This window comes from Saccharothrix sp. CCNWYY140, from assembly GCF_037401995.1.
Lineage (GTDB): Bacteria > Actinomycetota > Actinomycetes > Mycobacteriales > Pseudonocardiaceae > Actinosynnema.
Genome location: NZ_JBBEGC010000013.1, coordinates 65,206 through 81,821 on the forward strand (window position 1 = coordinate 65,206; position 16,616 = coordinate 81,821).

Annotated in this window: 16 protein-coding genes; 9 read left to right on the top strand and 7 right to left on the bottom strand. The window is 71.4% G+C overall.

The annotated features are described in order from the left end of the window. Positions 1 to 9 precede the first annotated feature (9 nt). The 7 genes from WBN91_RS10115 (at position 10) to WBN91_RS10145 (ending at position 6,395) form a co-directional block, all read left to right on the top strand. Positions 10 to 885 carry a carbohydrate ABC transporter permease gene (locus WBN91_RS10115; protein WP_337726849.1) on the top strand — a complete coding sequence of 292 codons (876 nt, stop codon included), beginning with the start codon at positions 10 to 12 and terminating at the stop codon, positions 883 to 885. Positions 886 to 893: 8 nt separating this feature from the next. Beyond that, entirely contained in the window at positions 894 to 1,796 is a 903-nt protein-coding gene (locus tag WBN91_RS10120; RefSeq protein WP_337726848.1) for a 5-dehydro-4-deoxyglucarate dehydratase, read from the top strand. Further along, positions 1,793 to 3,049, top strand: coding sequence for a glucarate dehydratase family protein (locus WBN91_RS10125; RefSeq protein ID WP_337726847.1), 1,257 nt, complete (start codon positions 1,793 to 1,795; stop codon positions 3,047 to 3,049). Before WBN91_RS10120 ends, WBN91_RS10125 begins: the two co-directional genes overlap by 4 nt. After that, complete coding sequence (locus tag WBN91_RS10130) at positions 3,046 to 4,155, top strand: hypothetical protein (protein ID WP_337726846.1); 1,110 nt, start codon at positions 3,046 to 3,048, stop codon at positions 4,153 to 4,155. The genes WBN91_RS10125 and WBN91_RS10130 overlap by 4 nt, the downstream gene beginning before the upstream one ends. Positions 4,156 to 4,206: 51 nt before the next feature. Beyond that, positions 4,207 to 4,683 carry a hypothetical protein gene (locus WBN91_RS10135; RefSeq protein WP_337726845.1) on the top strand — a complete coding sequence of 159 codons (477 nt, stop codon included), beginning with the start codon at positions 4,207 to 4,209 and terminating at the stop codon, positions 4,681 to 4,683. A gap of 248 nt (positions 4,684 to 4,931) precedes the next feature. Then, positions 4,932 to 5,435, top strand: a complete 504-nt coding sequence (locus tag WBN91_RS10140; protein ID WP_337726844.1) for a hypothetical protein — start codon at positions 4,932 to 4,934, stop codon at positions 5,433 to 5,435. A 33-nt stretch (positions 5,436 to 5,468) separates the two neighbouring features. After that, positions 5,469 to 6,395: a hypothetical protein gene (locus WBN91_RS10145; RefSeq protein WP_337726843.1), complete on the top strand. Its 927-nt coding sequence runs from the start codon at positions 5,469 to 5,471 to the stop codon at positions 6,393 to 6,395. Positions 6,396 to 6,530: 135 nt separating this feature from the next. Here the strand turns inward: WBN91_RS10145 and WBN91_RS10150 are convergent, their stop codons facing one another. The 5 genes from WBN91_RS10150 to WBN91_RS10170 form a co-directional block, all read right to left on the bottom strand. Beyond that, entirely contained in the window at positions 6,531 to 8,198 is a 1,668-nt protein-coding gene (locus WBN91_RS10150) for a fumarate hydratase (protein WP_337726842.1), read from the bottom strand. A gap of 324 nt (positions 8,199 to 8,522) precedes the next feature. Next, positions 8,523 to 9,515, bottom strand: a complete 993-nt coding sequence (locus WBN91_RS10155; protein ID WP_337726841.1) for a sigma-70 family RNA polymerase sigma factor — start codon at positions 9,513 to 9,515, stop codon at positions 8,523 to 8,525. 193 nt (positions 9,516 to 9,708) lie between these two features. Continuing rightward, entirely contained in the window at positions 9,709 to 10,134 is a 426-nt protein-coding gene (gene dtd / locus WBN91_RS10160; protein ID WP_337726840.1) for a D-aminoacyl-tRNA deacylase, read from the bottom strand. After that, positions 10,131 to 11,615: a DUF7782 domain-containing protein gene (locus WBN91_RS10165; RefSeq protein ID WP_337726839.1), complete on the bottom strand. Its 1,485-nt coding sequence runs from the start codon at positions 11,613 to 11,615 to the stop codon at positions 10,131 to 10,133. Before WBN91_RS10165 ends, dtd begins: the two co-directional genes overlap by 4 nt. A 47-nt stretch (positions 11,616 to 11,662) precedes the next feature. After that, positions 11,663 to 13,180, bottom strand: a complete 1,518-nt coding sequence (locus tag WBN91_RS10170) for a PucR family transcriptional regulator (protein WP_337726838.1) — start codon at positions 13,178 to 13,180, stop codon at positions 11,663 to 11,665. 92 nt (positions 13,181 to 13,272) lie between these two features. On the opposite strand from WBN91_RS10170, the gene WBN91_RS10175 reads away from it, so the two are divergent. Then, entirely contained in the window at positions 13,273 to 13,587 is a 315-nt protein-coding gene (locus WBN91_RS10175) for a DUF3099 domain-containing protein (RefSeq protein WP_337726837.1), read from the top strand. 28 nt (positions 13,588 to 13,615) lie between these two features. On the opposite strand, the gene WBN91_RS10180 is transcribed toward WBN91_RS10175, so the two are convergent. Both WBN91_RS10180 and WBN91_RS10185 read right to left on the bottom strand, forming a co-directional pair. Next, positions 13,616 to 14,503, bottom strand: a complete 888-nt coding sequence (locus tag WBN91_RS10180) for a carbohydrate kinase family protein (protein WP_337726836.1) — start codon at positions 14,501 to 14,503, stop codon at positions 13,616 to 13,618. After that, entirely contained in the window at positions 14,500 to 15,432 is a 933-nt protein-coding gene (locus WBN91_RS10185; protein ID WP_337726835.1) for a pseudouridine-5'-phosphate glycosidase, read from the bottom strand. Before WBN91_RS10185 ends, WBN91_RS10180 begins: the two co-directional genes overlap by 4 nt. A gap of 31 nt (positions 15,433 to 15,463) precedes the next feature. Between WBN91_RS10185 and WBN91_RS10190 the strand changes: the two genes are divergently transcribed. Then, positions 15,464 to 15,712, top strand: coding sequence for a DUF3039 domain-containing protein (locus tag WBN91_RS10190; protein WP_121221611.1), 249 nt, complete (start codon positions 15,464 to 15,466; stop codon positions 15,710 to 15,712). Positions 15,713 to 16,616: the final 904 nt, after the last annotated feature.

Here is a 16,616-nt window from a genome sequence, read left to right on the forward strand (position 1 = left end):
GGAGGCGTCATGAGCACAGCGCAGAAGTGCGAGACCGCGCTGGGCTGGCGCTCCGACCGGTCGGCGTGGGTGTCGCGGGGCGTGCGGGTGCTGCTGTGCGTCGGCGCGGTCCTGTTCTTCACCGGGCCGCTGCTGACGATCTTCTCCGGCGCGTTCGACGACAACCCCGACCCGACCAGGCTGTCGGTGGTGCCCGACAACCCGTCGCTGGACAACTTCCAGGCGGCCGGCGAGAACCGGATCTGGCACTACCTGGGCAACTCGCTGATCATCGCCGGCGGCGCGCTGCTGCTCCAGCTGTCGGTCAGCGTGTTCGCCGCGTACGCGTTGGCGCGCAAGAAGTTCCGCGGCCAGGCGGTCGTCCTGCTGGCCGTGCTCACCACCATGATGCTGCCCGAGGAGGTGATCGCCATCCCGCTGTCGCTGGTGATCGGCGACCTCCCGCTGCTGCACATCAGCCTCAAGGGCACGCTGCTGGGCGTGATCCTGCCCCTCGGGGCCTGGGGTTTCTCCATCTTCGTCATGACCGAGTTCATGAAGGAGATCCCGGTGGAGATCGAGGAGGCGGCGACCGTGGACGGCGCGGGGGAGCTGCGGGTCTTCGCGCAGATCATCCTCCCGCTGTGCAAGCCCGCGCTGGGCGTGGTCGCCGTGTTCGGGTTCAACATGATCTGGGAGCAGTACCTGCTGCCGCTGATCGTGGCCACCGACCCGTCCGACTACACGCTGACCGTCGCCCTGCTGTCGTTGCGCTCCGACGACCAGGTGGGGCCGGGCATCGTGCTGGCCGGCGCGCTGCTGGCGCTGGTGCCGAGCCTGCTCGTGTACCTGTCGCTGCAAAAGTCTTTCCTGCGTGGGATCACCACCGGAGCGATCAAGGGATGAAGGTCGGTATGCAACTGGATGGGGTGCTGTTCTTCCCGGTGACGCCGTTCGACCCGGACGGAGCCGTCGCCGAGCACGTGCTGGCCGAGCACGTGAAGCGCGGGGTGGCGGCGGGCGCGGGCGGGGTGTTCGTCGCGTGCGGCACCGGCGAGTTCCACGCCCTGGACCTCGCGGAGTTCGAGCGCGCGGTGACCGTGGCGGTCGAGGCGACCGCCGGGCGAGTGCCGGTGTTCGCGGGCGCGGGCGGTCCGCTGCCGGTGGCGAAGGCGTGTGCGCGGGCGGCTCGGGACGCCGGCGCGGACGGGCTGCTGCTCCTGCCGCCGTACCTGGTGACCAACCCGCCGCGCGGCCTGGTCCGGTACGTGACCGAGGTGGCGGGCGCGACCGAGCTGCCGCTGATCGTCTACCAGCGCAACAACGCCGTGTTCACGCCGCAGACCGCGGTGGAGGTGGCGTCGCTGCCCACGGTGGTCGGGTTCAAGGACGGCCTGGGCGACATCGACCTGTTGCAGCGCATCGTGCTGGCCGTCCGGGCGGCGGTGGACAAGCCGTTCCAGTTCTTCAACGGCCTGCCCACCGCGGAGCTGACCGTGCCCGCCTACCGGGGCATCGGCGTGGAGCTGTACTCCTCGGCGGTGTTCTGCTTCGCGCCGGAGATCTCGCTGGGCTTCTACCAGGCCGTGCAGGACGGCGACGACGCCCTGGTCCGCCGCTACCTCACCGAGTTCTACCGGCCGTTCGTCGAGCTGCGCGACCAGGTCCCGGGGTACGCGGTGGCGCTGGTGAAGGCGGCCGTGAGGGCCACCGGCCTCGATGTGGGCGGCGTGCGCCCGCCGCTGCTGGACCCGACCGACGAGCACCTGGCGGAACTGGAGAAGATCGTCGCGGCCGGAAGGGAGCTGGCGGCGTGAAGATCACCTCGGTCGATTTGATCCCCGTCGCCTTCCGGGACCCGCCGCTGCTGAACTCCGTGGGCTGCCACGAACCGTGGGCGCTGCGCACGATCGTCGAGGTGCACACCGACGAGGGCATTTCCGGCCTGGGCGAGACCTACGGCGACATCGGGCACCTGAACCGGCTGCGCACGGTCGCGCCCGCGCTGGCCGGCCTGGACGTCCACGACCTCAACGGCCTGCACGCCCGCGTCACCACCGCCCTGGGCGGGGAGACCGGGTCCGACCGGCACGGCCTGACCGGCAAGCTGACCGCCGAGTCCACTGTGGACCGCGTGTTCGCCGCGTTCGAGGTCGCCACCTGGGACATCCGGGGCAAGGCCCTCGGGCGACCGGTGGTGGACCTGCTGGGCGGCGCGGTGCGGTCCGCCGTGCCGTACAGCGCCTACCTGTTCTACAAGTGGGCCGCCCACCCGGGCGCCGAGCCGGACGAGTTCGGCGAGGCCTTGGACGCCGACGGGATCGTGGCGCAGGCGCGGCTGCTGGTGGAGCGGCACGGGTTCGGGTCGATCAAGCTCAAGGGCGGGGTGTTCCCGCCGGAGGAGGAGATCGAGGCGATCCGGGCGCTGCGGGCGGCCTTCCCGGACCACCCGCTGCGGCTGGACCCCAACGCGGCCTGGACGCCCGCGACGGCGCTGAAGGTCGCCGCGGAGCTGGACGGGGTGCTGGAGTACCTGGAGGACCCGTCGCCGGAGATCCCCGGCATGGCCGAGGTCGCCCGGTCGTCACCGCTGCCGCTGGCCACGAACATGTGCGTGGTGGCGTTCGAGCACATCGCGCGGTCGGTGGAACTGGGGGCGGTGCAGGTGATCCTGTCCGACCACCACTACTGGGGCGGGTTGTCGCGGTCCAAGGAGCTGGCCGCGATCTGCCGGACGTTCGGCATCGGGCTGTCCATGCACTCCAACTCGCACCTGGGCATCAGCCTGGCGGCCATGACCCACCTCGCCGCCGCCACGCCGAACCTGAACTACGCCTGCGACACCCACTACCCGTGGAACTCGGCGGACGACGTGCTGGTGTCGCCTCTGTCCTTTGTGGATGGTGCTCTGCCGGTGCCATCCGGTCCGGGGCTGGGTGTCGAGCTGGACCGGGACGCGTTGGCGCGGCTGGCCGAGAACTACGTCAAGTGCGGGCTCGTGCAGCGCGACGACACCGGGTACATGCAGCAGCACGACCCGTCCTACGAGAGGAAGCGCCCCCGGTGGTGACGACCGTCGTCCACGTCTACCCGTGGGACATCGTCGGTGATCCTTCCGCTGTGGCAAGGATTTCCGGGCTCGGCGTGGACGCGGTGGCCCTCGCGGCGGCGTACCACACCGTGCGGGCCGCGACACCGTTCCACCCCTCGCACCGGCTGGTCGACGCGCGGCACGCGGCGTTCTACCTGCCGGTGCGGGAGTCGAAGTTCGGCCGGCTGGTGCCCGCGTCGCCGCCGTGGGCTCCCGACTCGTACCGTCCCGCGTCGGACGCGCTGAAGGCGGCCGGGCTGCCGGTGTACGCGTGGACCGTGCTCACGCACAGCAGCCTGCTCGGCGACCTGCACCCCGATGTCGTGGTGCGCAACGCTTTCGGTGACGCTTATCCGTACGCGCTGTGCCCGGCGCAACCCGATGTGGTGGAGTACGCGCGGGCGCTGGTGTCCGAGGTGCTGGAGTTGGGGCAGCCGGACGGGGTGGTGCTGGAGGCGTGCGGGCCGTTGGGGTTCGTGCACGGCGGTCACCACGAGAAGACCGATGGCACGGACTGGAGTCCGGAGCAGCAGAAGTTGTTGTCGCTGTGCTTCTGCTCGATCTGCGCCGATCGGTACCCCGCCGGGACCGCCGAGGCGGTGCGGGCCGGGGTCGACGGTGGCGCGGCGTCGGTCGAGGAGGCGCTGGGGGAGTCGGCGTCGGCGGTCCGGGCGGTGCGGACCGCCGTGTCGCGTGACCTGCGGAGGGAGTTGGTGGCACTCGCCGGGGGTGTGCGGGTGGTCGTGCACGCGACCGCCGATCCGTGGGGCACCGGGCCGTTCGCCACGGTCGCGGACGGGGTCGGCGCGGACGTGGACGTGCTGACGTTGACGTGCTGGCCGGGGCCGGAGGTGGCCGTGCCCGCGATCGAGGCTTTGCGCGCGTTCGACGTGCGCACGGCCGCGTACGTGCTGGGCCTGCCGCCGCGTGCCGCCGATGGTGACGAGTTGTTGGCGGAGTGGCTCCGGTACGCCGACGCTGGCGCCTCGGAGTTCCACGTCTACCACGCCGGACTCGCGTCGGCGGCCAGGCTGGACGCCCTGCGGCACGCCGTCCACGGCGTCCGGAGTCACCTGAACGGGTAACTGTGAAAAGGGCGGAGCAACCCGGTGCTCGGGCGGCTCCGTCCTGTTCACATGAGAAGCCTAGGAACCGTCATCGGCGCAGGCGCGCTGCTCCTGCTGACCGCCTGCGCTTCGACCCAGCCGTCGGTCGCGCCGGGCAACAGCGGCCCCACGCTGACCACCGAGGCGAGCACCACGTCCTCGTCGCAGGAACCGGAGTTCGAGAGCCCCGTGCCGGCGGGCGCCAAGGAGGTGCCCAAGGCGAAGATCGACGCCGCCGCCGTCCCCGAGGACCGGCCGCGCACCGTCTGGACCGAGGGCGACGGCAGCACCATCGGCCTGATCGCGCAGGAAGCGGGCTGCGGCAAGGCGACGATGGAGGTCACCGAGCAGGGTCCGCAGGTGGTGAAGGTCGTCATCGTGGAGACCACGCCGAAGGACGCGCAGATCTGCACGATGGACATCCGGTACCCGCCGCTGACGGCCAAGCTCGACGCGCCGTTGGGCGAGCGCTCGGTCGTGCTGACCACGCGCCAGGACCAGCAGTGACCCCTTGACGCCCGCCGCGGGTGCGGCGGGACCAACGTTCCACCTCCCTGGTGCCCGGTCGCGAGGCCGCGTCGGCTTGTCGGGCCGCTCTTCGCGCCGATCAGCTTTTCCGATCGGCGCGAAGAGCGGCCCGACAAGCCGACTTTCGGGCGGCCTCGCCGCGACGCCGGAGGCGGCGCCATCCAACACAGCCCCGTCGGCCGGGCACCGCTTGCAACCCTTGCGCCCCGAAGTACCGTCCTACGGCTATGAGAAGGTTCGCCGTCGCCCTCGCGGCCCTCGCCCTGGCCGGCTGCACCACCGGCACGCCCTCCTTTGCGCCCGGCTCGTCCACCGCTGGATCGACCACCACGGCACCGTCATCGCCTTCGACAACGTTGTCATCGCCGTCCGAGCCGGTCCAGCCGCCGCCGCAGTCGAGCGCTGAGCCGTTGCCGGGCGGTCCCACGGTGGTGCCGGCCGAGCGGGTCGACGGCAGCACGCTGTCCGAGCTGTACAAGAAGGAAGTCCAGGCCTCCGCCGATGGGCGCACTCTGCGCGTGATCGGCCTGGCCGGCGGGTGCAAGCGGGCGTCCGCCGAGGTCGCCGCGCAGGCCGCCGACCAGGTTCGGATCACGCTCGTGACGACCTACTACCCGCCCAACGACGGCGTGTGCACCCAAGAGCTGTACGACGTCCCGCTGAACGTCACCCTGGACGCCCCGCTGGGTGACCGCCGGATCGTCCTGGAGTCCCGTGAGGACACCGCCTGACACCCGATCAGGTGATCTTCTAGCATTCGGCGGGTGCCGATCCCCGACGCGTTGAAGACCGGCCTCGCCGACCCGAAGTTCTGGGCGATGTACTGCTTCGAGGAGGACTTCGAGGGCTACGACGAGTACTTCGACGAAGACAGCCACGTCCTGTCCTTCCCCGTGGGCGGCGGGTTCTCGCTGGACCTGGACATCAGCGACTCGTACTTCGACCTGGGCCTGCGGGTCCCGGGCGCGGACGAGCCGGTCACCGTGGGCTGGTCCGACGAGGCCCACTTCCACCCGCACGCCCTGCGCTGGGACGAGCTGGACCTGGTGTGCCGGGCCGCCGCCCTGCTGGAGCCCGACCTGCGCCACCCCGGCCCCGGTCTGGCGCTGCTGAGCCGGTTCCTGGTGGTCAGCGCGTACGACGACCTGGCGACCATCGAGTCCTTGCTGCACGCCGCCTTCACCGGCCTCAAGCCGGCCGAGGCCGAGGGCTACTGGCCCGACGCCGAGGACATCGCCGGCCGCGCCGACTACCGGCGCCACGCCGTCGTGTGGCACCGGGACGTGGACGGCAACTTCAGCGTGCACAAGGACATCACGGCGTTCGACGGCGCCGACCTCTACAGCACGCGGATGCGCGGATCGGACTTCCCGTGGACCGACTGGCGGGCGATGGTCGACCAGGCGGAACGCACCCTCGCCGCCGCCGTCGACCCGGCCTGGCTGGAACCCTTGGCCGTGGGCAAGCTCCTGGACCGGGCGATCGCCGACCGTGACCCGACCGCCGCCCCGGAACTGGGCCGCACGCTGGCCGACCTGGGGTGCGCGAACCAGACGATCCGCACCGCCCTGACCGCCCCGATCCACCCCGCCGAGACCGCGTGGGTCCTGGAACTGCTCAGCACCGCCCCACGCGGCACCCTGCTGCGCGGCCTGCCGACCACCGACGCCCGCGTGTGGTGGCCGCGCTGACTGTGTTGGATGGCCGCGACTCCGTCGCGGCGGCGAGGCCGCCCTGGAGGTCGGCTTGTCGCGCCCCCTTTCCCGCCGATCGGAAGAGCTGATCGGCGGGAAAGGCGCCGCGACAAGCCGACGGCGGCCTCGCGGCTACTTCCGGAAGGTGATCTGGAAGGTCGGCGCGGAGGTCTCGGCGAAGAAGTCGTTGCCCTTGTCGTCCACCACGATGAACGCCGGGAAGTCCTCCACCTCGATCTTCCAGACCGCCTCCATGCCCAGCTCGGGGTACTCCAGCACCTCGACCTTGCGGATGCAGTCCTGCGCCAGCCGGGCGGCCGGGCCGCCGATCGAGCCGAGGTAGAAGCCGCCGTACGACTTGCACGCGTTGGTGACCTGCGCCGACCGGTTGCCCTTGGCCAGCATCACCATCGAGCCGCCGGCCGCCTGGAACTGCTCGACGTAGGAGTCCATGCGCCCGGCCGTGGTCGGGCCGAACGAACCGGACGCGTAGCCCTCGGGCGTCTTCGCCGGACCGGCGTAGTACACCGGGTGGTCCTTCAGGTACTGCGGCATGGGCTCGCCCGCGTCGAGGCGTTCCTTGATCTTGGCGTGCGCGATGTCGCGGGCCACCACCAGCGGACCGGTCAGCGACACGCGGGTCTTCACCGGCAGCTTCGACAGGGTCTCGCGGATCTCCGCCATCGGGCGGGTCAGGTCGATCCGGACCACCTCGTCGGACAGGTCCTCGCCCTGCACGTCCGGCAGGAACTGCGCCGGGTCGCGCTCCAGCTGCTCCAGGAACACGCCCTCGGGCGTGATCTTCGCCTTGGCCTGGCGGTCCGCAGAGCACGACACCGCGATGCCGACCGGGCAGGACGCGCCGTGCCGGGGCAGGCGGATCACGCGGACGTCGTGGCAGAAGTACTTGCCGCCGAACTGCGCGCCGATGCCGAAGTTCCGGGTCAGCTCCAGCACCTGCTGCTCCAGGTCGACGTCCCGGAACGCGTGGCCCGCGGCGGAACCCTCGGTGGGCAGGTGGTCCAGGTACCGGGCGGACGCGAGCTTGGCGACCTTCAGGTTCTGCTCGGCGGACAGGCCGCCGACGACCACGGCCAGGTGGTACGGCGGGCACGCGGCGGTGCCCAGCGAGCGCAGCTTCTCGTCCAGGAACCGGGCCAGGCGCGCGGGGTTCAGCAGCGCCTTGGTCTCCTGGTACAGGAACGTCTTGTTGGCCGAACCGCCGCCCTTGGCCATGAACAGGAACTCGTACTTGGGTTCCGTGCCGGGCGCGGAGAACAGGTCGATCTGCGCGGGCAAGTTGGTGCCGGTGTTCTTCTCGTCCCAGAAGCTGACCGGGGCCATCTGCGAGTACCGCAGGTTGAGCTCCTGGTAGGCCTCGAAGATGCCGCGCGACAGGGCTTCCGCGTCCGTGCCGCCGGTCAGGACGGACTCGGTGCGCTTGCCCATGACGATCGCCGTGCCGGTGTCCTGGCACATCGGCAGCACGCCGCCGGCGGAGATGCACGCGTTGCGCAGCAGGTCCATCGCGACGAACCGGTCGTTGCCGCTGGCCTCGGGGTCGTCGACGATCGCGCGCAGCTGCTTGAGGTGCGACGAGCGCAGCAGGTGCTGGATGTCGCGGATGGCCTCCTTGGCCAGCATCGTCAACGTCGACGGCTCGACCTGGAGGAACGTCCGACCGGCGGCCTCGACCACGGAGACGCCGTCCGGGGTGACCAGGCGGTACTCCGTGGTGGTGTCCGGGCCGAGGGGCAGGACGTCGGTGTACTCGAAAGCTGTGGTGGGCACTGCGGGCACGTCGCGGGCTCCCTTGCGCGCGTTCGGGTTCCGACGAACCTATACCGCACCGGGCACTCCGACCGCGTCGCCGTGGTGTGATTCGCGTCGGGGTGCCGCAAAGCTCCCCCCGAAATGCGGAAGGCCGGGCCGGCCCCCGACCGCCCCGACCTTCCTCAGAGTGCGACATCCCCGCGAAATGGGGCGGAGGTGTCGCGAAGCTTGTGTGACACGCGACTAACACGCGACCGTGCCGTGATCGGCGTCACAAGTCAACCCGGCTGAACGGGTGACTCGCCCCACCGGCCGGCGCAGCCCGCACGCACCGGCCGGTGGCGGCGATCACTAGCTGGCGTAAGCGCGCAGCTTGGCGGCGCGTTCGCCCTGGCGCAGCTTGGCCATGACCTCGCGCTCGATCTGGCGCACCCGCTCGCGGGACAGGTTGAACTGCTTGCCGATCTGGTCCAGCGTGCGCGGCTGGCCGTCCTCCAGGCCGTAGCGCAGCCGGATCACCGCCTGCTCGCGCGGTTCCAGCGTGGCCAGCACGCGGCGCAGGTCATCCTGGAGCAGGCCGGAGATGACGGCGCTCTCCGCGTCGGTCGCGTCGGAGTCCTCGATGAAGTCGCCCAGCGGGGCGTCCTCCTCGGTGCCGACCGGCATGTCCAGGCTCACCGGGTCGCGCGCGTGGTCGAGCAGGTCGGCCACCTTGTCCGGCGTCAGACCGGATTCCTTGGCCAGTTCGTCGTGGGTCGCCTCGCGGCCCAGCTGCTGGTGCAGGTCGCGCTTGATCCGCGCCAGCTTGTTGACCTGTTCCACGAGGTGGACGGGCAGCCGGATGGTGCGGCCCTGGTCCGCCATTCCCCGGGTGATCGCCTGGCGGATCCACCACGTGGCGTAGGTCGAGAACTTGAAGCCCTTGGTGTAGTCGAACTTCTCCACCGCGCGGATCAGACCCAGGTTCCCCTCCTGGATCAGGTCCAGCAGCGGCATTCCGCGGCCGGTGTACCGCTTGGCCAGCGAAACGACCAACCGCAGGTTCGCTTCGAGCAGGTGGTTCTTCGCGACGTGGCCGTCGCGGATCAACTGGCGCAGTTCCCCCTTGCGCGTGGCCGACAGGTTCGCGGCCGTTTCGAGCATGTGCTGAGCGAAGACCCCCGCCTCGATCCGCTTCGCGAGTTCCACTTCCTCGGCCGCGGTGAGCAGCGCTGTCTTCCCGATCCCGTTCAGGTACACCCGAACCAGGTCGGCGGCCGGGCCCTGGGCGTCGAGGTCGAACTCGGCGCTCGTGGTGGTCGTGTCGCTCTCGACCTCGCGGTCGAGGACCTTCGGGACGGTCATGGAGCTCCCTCCCCCTTGTCGCGGGCTGGCAGTGCGGTCACGCATCCCGCGCTGCGCTGCGCGAGGTTGCCTTTCGGCTGTCATCGGGGGAAACGTTCGCCGGTGCGAAATGGTTCCCGCCTCCCCGATCTGAGAGACGTCACTGCCGTCACAGCGGTTGCGCCACGAATCCTGAGATTTGGCTGAGAAGGATCTAGAGTTCCACCAACACGGTGAAGGGACCGTCGTTCACACTCCGCACCGACATCATCGCCCCGAACCGCCCGGTTTCCACGCGAGCACCCTTCTGGCGCAGTTCCCGCACGACCGCGTCGACCAACGGCTCCGCGTGCTCGGGCCGGGCGGCGGCCGTCCAGGACGGCCGCCGACCCTTCCGTGTCTCCCCGTAGAGTGTGAATTGGCTCACAACAAGCAGGGGTGCGCCGGTCGTGGCGCAGGACTCCTCGTCGCGGAGGATGCGCAACTCGTGCAGTTTCCGGGCCATCAGAGGGGCTTTGGCGTCCGTGTCGTCCACGTGGACGCCGAGCAGGACCAGCAGTCCCGGCTCGTCGATCGCGCCCACGCGTTCCCCGTCCACGGTCACCTCGGCTTCGGCGACCCGCGCCACGACCGCTCTCACGCCGGCACCACCATGCCGTGCCGCACCAGCTCCCGGACGACCGGCAGCGCGGCGGCGGCGAGGTCGTCGGCGGAGATGTCGTTGGCGTAGGCCAGCAGCGTGATCAGGTCTTCGAGCGGCAGGGCGCCCCGGAAACCGGCGAGCAGCCGCGCGGCGGTCTCGTCCAGTTCGTGCTGCCAGCCGGGGCCGTCGGTGCGGTGCAGCCGGCGCACGATCGACTCCCAGCCGTCCTCCGTGGGCGCGGAAACCTCCTCCAGCAGCACGGTCTCCGGCACGGTGAACCTGGTGGCCAGCACGGCGTCGTTGTCGTGCGTGCGCAGCCATTCGACGCGGTCCAGCCAGGCCGCCGACTCCGGCCCCAGCGGGTCGTCGTAGGCGTGGCGCAGGTCTTCGCACACGACCTCGGGGTGCGCGGCGTCGGTGCGGCGCATGGTGACGAACCCGAACCCGATGCCCTCGACGTCGTTCTCGGCGAACCAGTCCAGCCACGCGGACGCCTTGGCCCGTCCCTCGTCCGAGCGCGGGTCCACGCCCGCGTCCCGCAGCCACGTCCCGACGTAGAGGGTCGGGTCGGCGACGTCGCGCTGGACGAACCACGCGTCGACGTTGCGCGGCAGCCACCCGGACACCCGGTCCGCCCAGTCCTCGCCGCGCCGGTGCAGCCAGGAGCCGAGCAGCTGCCCGACCCCGCCCTCGTTCAGGAACGACGGGAGCTGGCGGACGACCAGCGCGCTGGCGTCGTCCCCGCCGAGGCCGGAGTCCCGGTAGACGTAGTCCACGCGCGGCGGCCCGACCACGAACGGCGGGTTGCACACGACCTGGTCGAACCGCCGGTTGCGCAGCGGCGCGAACCACTCGCCCTGGCGGAGTTCGACGTCGACCTCGTTGATCCGGAACGTGCCCTGGGCCAGTCGCAACGCCCGTTCGGACAGGTCGGTGGCGGTGATCTTCTTCGCGTGCCGGCTGGCGTGGAGGGCCTGCACGCCGCAGCCGGTGCCCAGGTCGAGCAACGTCTCCACGGGCCGGCGGGAGGTGGCGCGGGCCAGGCTGATCGAGGCGTGCCCGACGCCGAGCACGTGGTCGGCCGGCACGGGGCCGCCGCGCTGCTCGGAGTCCAGGTCGGCGATCACCCACCAGGACCCCTCGTCGTCGCCGTAGGGCCGGACGTCCAGCCCGGCCCTGACCCGGTCCCCGGCGCGGACCAGGACCTGCGCGTCGACGGCCTGGTCGAGGTCGAGCCCGTCGAGCGCCTTGCGCACGGCGGCGGGCTCCTCGGCGTCGCCGAGCAGGAAGAGCCGGACCAGCGTGCCCAGCTCGCCGGCGTCGGCGGTGGCGCGCCGAGCGGCCTCCGGCTCGCCCCGGCCGAGGGCGGCGTGGGCCTGGGGACCGAGGAGGTCCACGACACCGTCGGCGTCGTAACCGGCGTTCTGGAACGCGCCACGCAACCGCGCGGTCAACTCGATGGAGAGATCAGGAAGCACGGCCGAATTCTCCCACAGCCGAAAAAGCACCGGGTAATTGAGAGAATTCACCCCGGAAATGCGTGGCGGCCTCTCGTGTGGATCGCCAGGGCGATGGACATCGCGAGCCGTTGGTCCGGGTCCTCCAAAGGCAACGGGGTCACCTCCGCCATCTTCTGCATCCGGTACCGGAGCGTGTTCGGGTGCACCGAAAGGGTCCGTGCCGCCTCCCGTGCGTCCCCTTGAGCCGCCAGCCATGCGCGGAGGGTGGCGGCGTAGTGGGTCCCGTGCTGCTCGTCGTGCCGCACCAGCTCCGCGACCGGGCCGCGGGTCGGCAGCCGGCCGCCGGACGCGGCTGCCGCCAGCCTGCGGAGCAGGACCTGGGCCCAGGACTGGTCGTAGACGACCGGTTCGCCGGTCGACAGGGCCAGGCACTCGTCGGCCTCGTGGCGGGAGGCGGGGAGCTGGGCGGCCTCGGCCCGGCCGCCGATGCCGGCCTCCACCACGACCTCGGCCGGCAGTTCCCGGCGCAGCGAGCGCACCCAGTCCACGGCGGCGGCCGGGTCGTCGCCGCACGGCAGCACGGTGTAGAGGACGTTGCCGAACAACGCGCTGCGCCCCGGCCGGGACCAGCCGAAGCCCGCGGTGGCGCGTTCGAAGGCCAGCAGGGCCGCGCCGTGCTCGCCCTCGCCGGCGTGCGCCTGCACGGCGATCACCCGCAGGTCGGTGGCGGGCAGGCCCAGGCGGGGCAGGTTGGCGCCGGAGTCCAGGGCGCCGATCACCAGGTCCGCCTCGGCCTGGCGTTCCAGGTCGGCCGACGCCCGCGCGCGCAGCAGGTGCAGGGCGGCGGTGCGGGCCCCGTCGGCCAGGGCCGCGTGGCGGGACGGGTCGACGTCCCGGTCCACCTCCACCCAGACCGAGCCGAGGAGCTCCCGGCCCGCCCGGACGGCGGCCACCAGCCGCCCGCCCAGCTGGTCGGTGAGCTTGGGCACGAACAGCGGCTCGTCGCTGCGGGACAGGTGGGTGAACACGCCGTACTCGTCCAACGCCTGCCGGGCTTCCTCGGGCACGCGCCGACCCAGGATGGTCTGCACGCGCACCTGGTCCACGCCCTGCTGCCGGTACGAGTAGGCGAGCACGCGGGACTGCTGGTCCTCGATGGTGACCGGGCCGCCGACGACGGCGGCGATGGCGTCGGCCACGGCGAACAGGTCGCCGGAACCCTTGCGCCGCCCGCCCAGCACGAGGGTCTGGGCGACGTTGGCGAGCTGGCTCCACGGCACCGAGGGCTCCACGAGCAGCACCGCCGCGCCGGAGCGCTTGGCCGCCGCGACCACCCGTTCGTCCAGCGGCGGTCGGCCGTGCAGGACGACGGCCGCCGCGCTGGTCGAGCCGACCAGGCGGGCGGCTGCGGTGGGGGACGGCACACCCAGGCCCAGCAGGACGTCGTCGGGGGCTGCGGTGCTGGGCTCGGCCGGGTCGTGCAGGGCCACGCCGCGCAGCTCGACGTCCCGGCCGCGTGGTGCGCAGCTCAGGTGCGTGCCCAGGCTGCCGAGCACGTCCACCAGCCGATCAAGGGCCACCACGGTCGGATCGTACGGTCAGCGGGCGGGAGCGTGCTCGAATACACCACCCCTGACGGTGTCGCCGGGGCCGTCGTAGTGGGACGATGGAACACATGGTCGACCACGAGCGCGACGGCACCCCGGTGCTGATCACCGAAGCGGCGCCCTCCTACGAGGAGCAGCACGCCGCTCGCAAGCGCAAGTACGCGATCATGATGGGCGCCCGCATCCCCTGCCTGGCCCTGGCGATGGTCTTCTACCAGACGTGGTGGCTCGCGCTGTTTTTCCTCGTGCTGTCCGTGCCGCTGCCGTGGATGGCGGTGCTCATCGCGAACGACCGGCCCCCGCGCAAGGCGGAGAAGGCCAGTCGGTTCGTCAAGGAGCACCGCGCCCTGGAAGCCCGCGACCACCAGGTCATCGACGGCTGAGACCCGCTCGGGTCGGCTGAGGGGCTGGTCAGGTCGCCGGCTGGGTCCTCGCCACGGGCTGCGCGCCCACGTGCGACACCGCTCGCGCCGCCGCGCGCACGCCCCCGACCAGCGACTCCTCCCGGGACGCGCCGGTCAGCCACGCCGCCAGCAACCCGGCGTCGAACGCGTCACCCGCGCCCGTCGAGTCCACGCACTCCACGTCCCGCGCCGGCACCGACACCACACCCGCCCGGTCCACCCAGCTCGCGCCCTTCTCCCCGGAGGTGAGCGCGACCGCGCCCACGACGTCCAGCAGGGCCTTCGCGGACGCGGGCTCGGGTGACCCGGTGAGCGCGATCAGCTCCTCGGTGTTGGGCAGCAGCAGGTCGACGCCGGCGATGTCGTCCAGGAACCCGTCGTAGACCAGGGCCGCCGACTGCGGGTCCACCGACGTCGTGAGCCCGGCCTCACGCGCCGCCCGCAACGCCGCCACGCCGGCGGGCCGCGAGGACGCGTCGAGGAGGACGTACCCGGACAGGTGCAGGTGCTTGACGCCCGCCAGGAGACCGGGATCGAGGTCGGCGGGGGAGAAGCGGGCGTTCGCACCCCGGTCGGGCAGCATCGTGCGCTGCCCGGTGTCGTCCACCAGCACGACGACACAGCAGGTCGCGGCCTCGGTGTCCACGGCGAAGGCGCACCGGACCCCCGCGGCGGTCAACTCGGCGTGCACCTGCCGCCCGGCGGAGTCCGCCCCGACGCGCGCGACCAGCGTCGGCGTCGTGCCGCACGCCGCCAACCACACGGCGGTGTTCGCGCCCGCGCCACCGGGCTCGATGGTGACCTTGGCCCGCGAGTCGCCGCCGTGGACGATCGGTCCGGAGTGCCGGGCCACCACGTCCAGCCCGGCGTCCCCGACGACCACGATCGAGGTCACTGCGCCTGCTCCGCGGGCTTTGGCAGCTCCGCCAGCTTCACCGCGACTTCGGCGGCCAGGGCGGCGTTGGACAGGACCAGGGCCTCGTTGGCGTCCAGGCTGACCCCGCCGCTGGCGGTGTGGAAGTGCTCCAGCAGGGCCGGGGTGACGTCCTTGCCGTGCACGTCCCGGGTCTTCTCCAGGCCCTCGCGCAGCAGCCGGTCGTGCAGGTCCTGGTCCATCTCGAACTCACCCGGGATGGGGTTGGCCAGCAACACGCCGGACCGACCGGGCACGTGCCCGAAGTGCGCCGCGACGACCGCCGCAGCCTGCTCGGGGTCGTCCACCCGCCACGGCACGGTGTGCCCGGACTCGCGGCGGTAGAAGGCGGGGAACTGGTCGGTCCGGTAGCCCAGCACGGGGACCGACCGGGTCTCCAGCAGTTCGAGGGTGGCCGCGATGTCGAGGATCGACTTCACGCCCGAGCAGACGACCAGGATCGGCGTGGTGGCCACGACGTCCAGGTCGGCGGACACGTCCCAGGTCTCGCGTGCGCCCCGGTGCACACCCCCGAGCCCACCGGTGGCGAACACGTTCACGCCGGCCTGGCTGGCGATGGCGGAGGTGGAGGCGACGGTGGTCGCACCCTGCTTGCGGAGGGCGTAGGCCGCGCCGAGGTCCCGCCGCGACAGCTTGACCAGGTCGTTGGCCGGGTCGCACACGAAGTCCAGTTCGGTGCCGGTCAACCCGACCTTGGGCACCCCGTCGAGGACGGCGATCGTGGCGGGCACCGCGCCCGCCTTGCGCACGACGTCCTCCAGGCGCGCGGCGACCTCGCGGTTGCGACCGGGCGGCAGCCCGTGGGACAGGATGGTGGATTCCAGGGCGACCACGGGCCGGTTCTCGGCCAGGGCGGTGCGGACCTCGTCGGTGATGCTCGGCGTACTCACGAGGGGCCATCCTCCCAGGTAAGCTGGGGACGTGAGCACGCAGACTCTGCCCGAGGTCGACGTCCGCCCGGAAGGCACCGACCACACCGGGGACGACACCCCGAAGATGTTCCACTACGTGCGCAAGAACAAGATCGCGGAAAGCGCGGTCATGGGCACGCACGTGGTGGCACTGTGCGGCGAGGTCTTCCCGGTGACGCGGTCGCCGAAGCCGGGCTCCCCGGTGTGCCCGGAGTGCAAGAAGATCTTCGACGGCCTGCCCAAGGGCGGCGGCGAGTAAGTCGCACGGATCCCGGTGCCCCGACGCCTGTTACAGGCGCCGGGGCACAGTGCTGTCCAGGTGCCGGCTGTGCGGGTGGCAGGCTGTGCGGGTGCGCTGGCTGTGCGGGTGCGCTGTGGGGGCAACTTCTAGCCGCCGGACAGCCCCAGCCCCCAGCCCCAGCCCTCCTAGCCCCAGCCCTCCCAACTCCAGCCCCAACTCTCAGCCGCACAGCCCCAGCCCGATCCCCAGCGCCGGCCGTGCGGGCTTTGCCGCGCAGCGGCGCTTTTCGCCGCGCTCCGCGCGGCGGTGGTGTCAACCACAAGGGAGGGGCCTCGTGTTCCCCACCGTATGGCCCGCCCGAAGGGCTACCACAGATTTCCCGGGTGCAGCCGAATTTTTTGTGAGGAACGAGCAAAAAATTTAGCGGCACCCGGGAAATCTGTGGTTGGCTTTGCCGGGTCATGCGGTGGGGAACACGACGCTCCTCCCGACCCCCATCGGTGGTTCGCCCGCCGGCAGGCGCTTTTGATCTTTCGAGCGCTCCGCGCGTTGCGCGGAGCGCTCTCAAGCGCGGAGCCCGTTCGAGCTTGCGAGCGCGGAGCGCGTCCCGTTCGGACCCGCGAAGCGTGGGCTTGAGAGCGGAGCGTTGAGTTCAAAGATCAAAAGAGCCTCGCCGGCGGGCAGGCCGCCAAGGATGACACAACTACAAAGGCGGGGGCTTCTTGCTTGTGTCATCCCCGCATGGCCTGGCAAAGCCAACCACAGATTTCCCTGGGTGCCGCTAAATTTTTTGCTCGTTCCTCACAAAAAATTCGGCTGCACCCAGGGAAATCTGTGGTAGCCCTTCGGGCAGGCCATACGGGGATGACACAAGCAAGAAGCCCAAGTTGAGTTGTGTCCCCCTCGGCGGACTGCCGCTCGG

Coding starts and splice junctions, on each gene's coding strand:
- WBN91_RS10115 (WP_337726849.1), top strand. CDS start 10: ATGAGCACAGCGCAGAAGTGCGAGACCGCGCTGGGCTGGCGCTCCGAC.
- WBN91_RS10120 (WP_337726848.1), top strand. CDS start 894: ATGCAACTGGATGGGGTGCTGTTCTTCCCGGTGACGCCGTTCGACCCG.
- WBN91_RS10135 (WP_337726845.1), top strand. CDS start 4,207: ATGAGAAGCCTAGGAACCGTCATCGGCGCAGGCGCGCTGCTCCTGCTG.
- WBN91_RS10140 (WP_337726844.1), top strand. CDS start 4,932: ATGAGAAGGTTCGCCGTCGCCCTCGCGGCCCTCGCCCTGGCCGGCTGC.
- WBN91_RS10155 (WP_337726841.1), bottom strand. CDS start 9,515: ATGACCGTCCCGAAGGTCCTCGACCGCGAGGTCGAGAGCGACACGACC.
- WBN91_RS10175 (WP_337726837.1), top strand. CDS start 13,273: ATGGTCGACCACGAGCGCGACGGCACCCCGGTGCTGATCACCGAAGCG.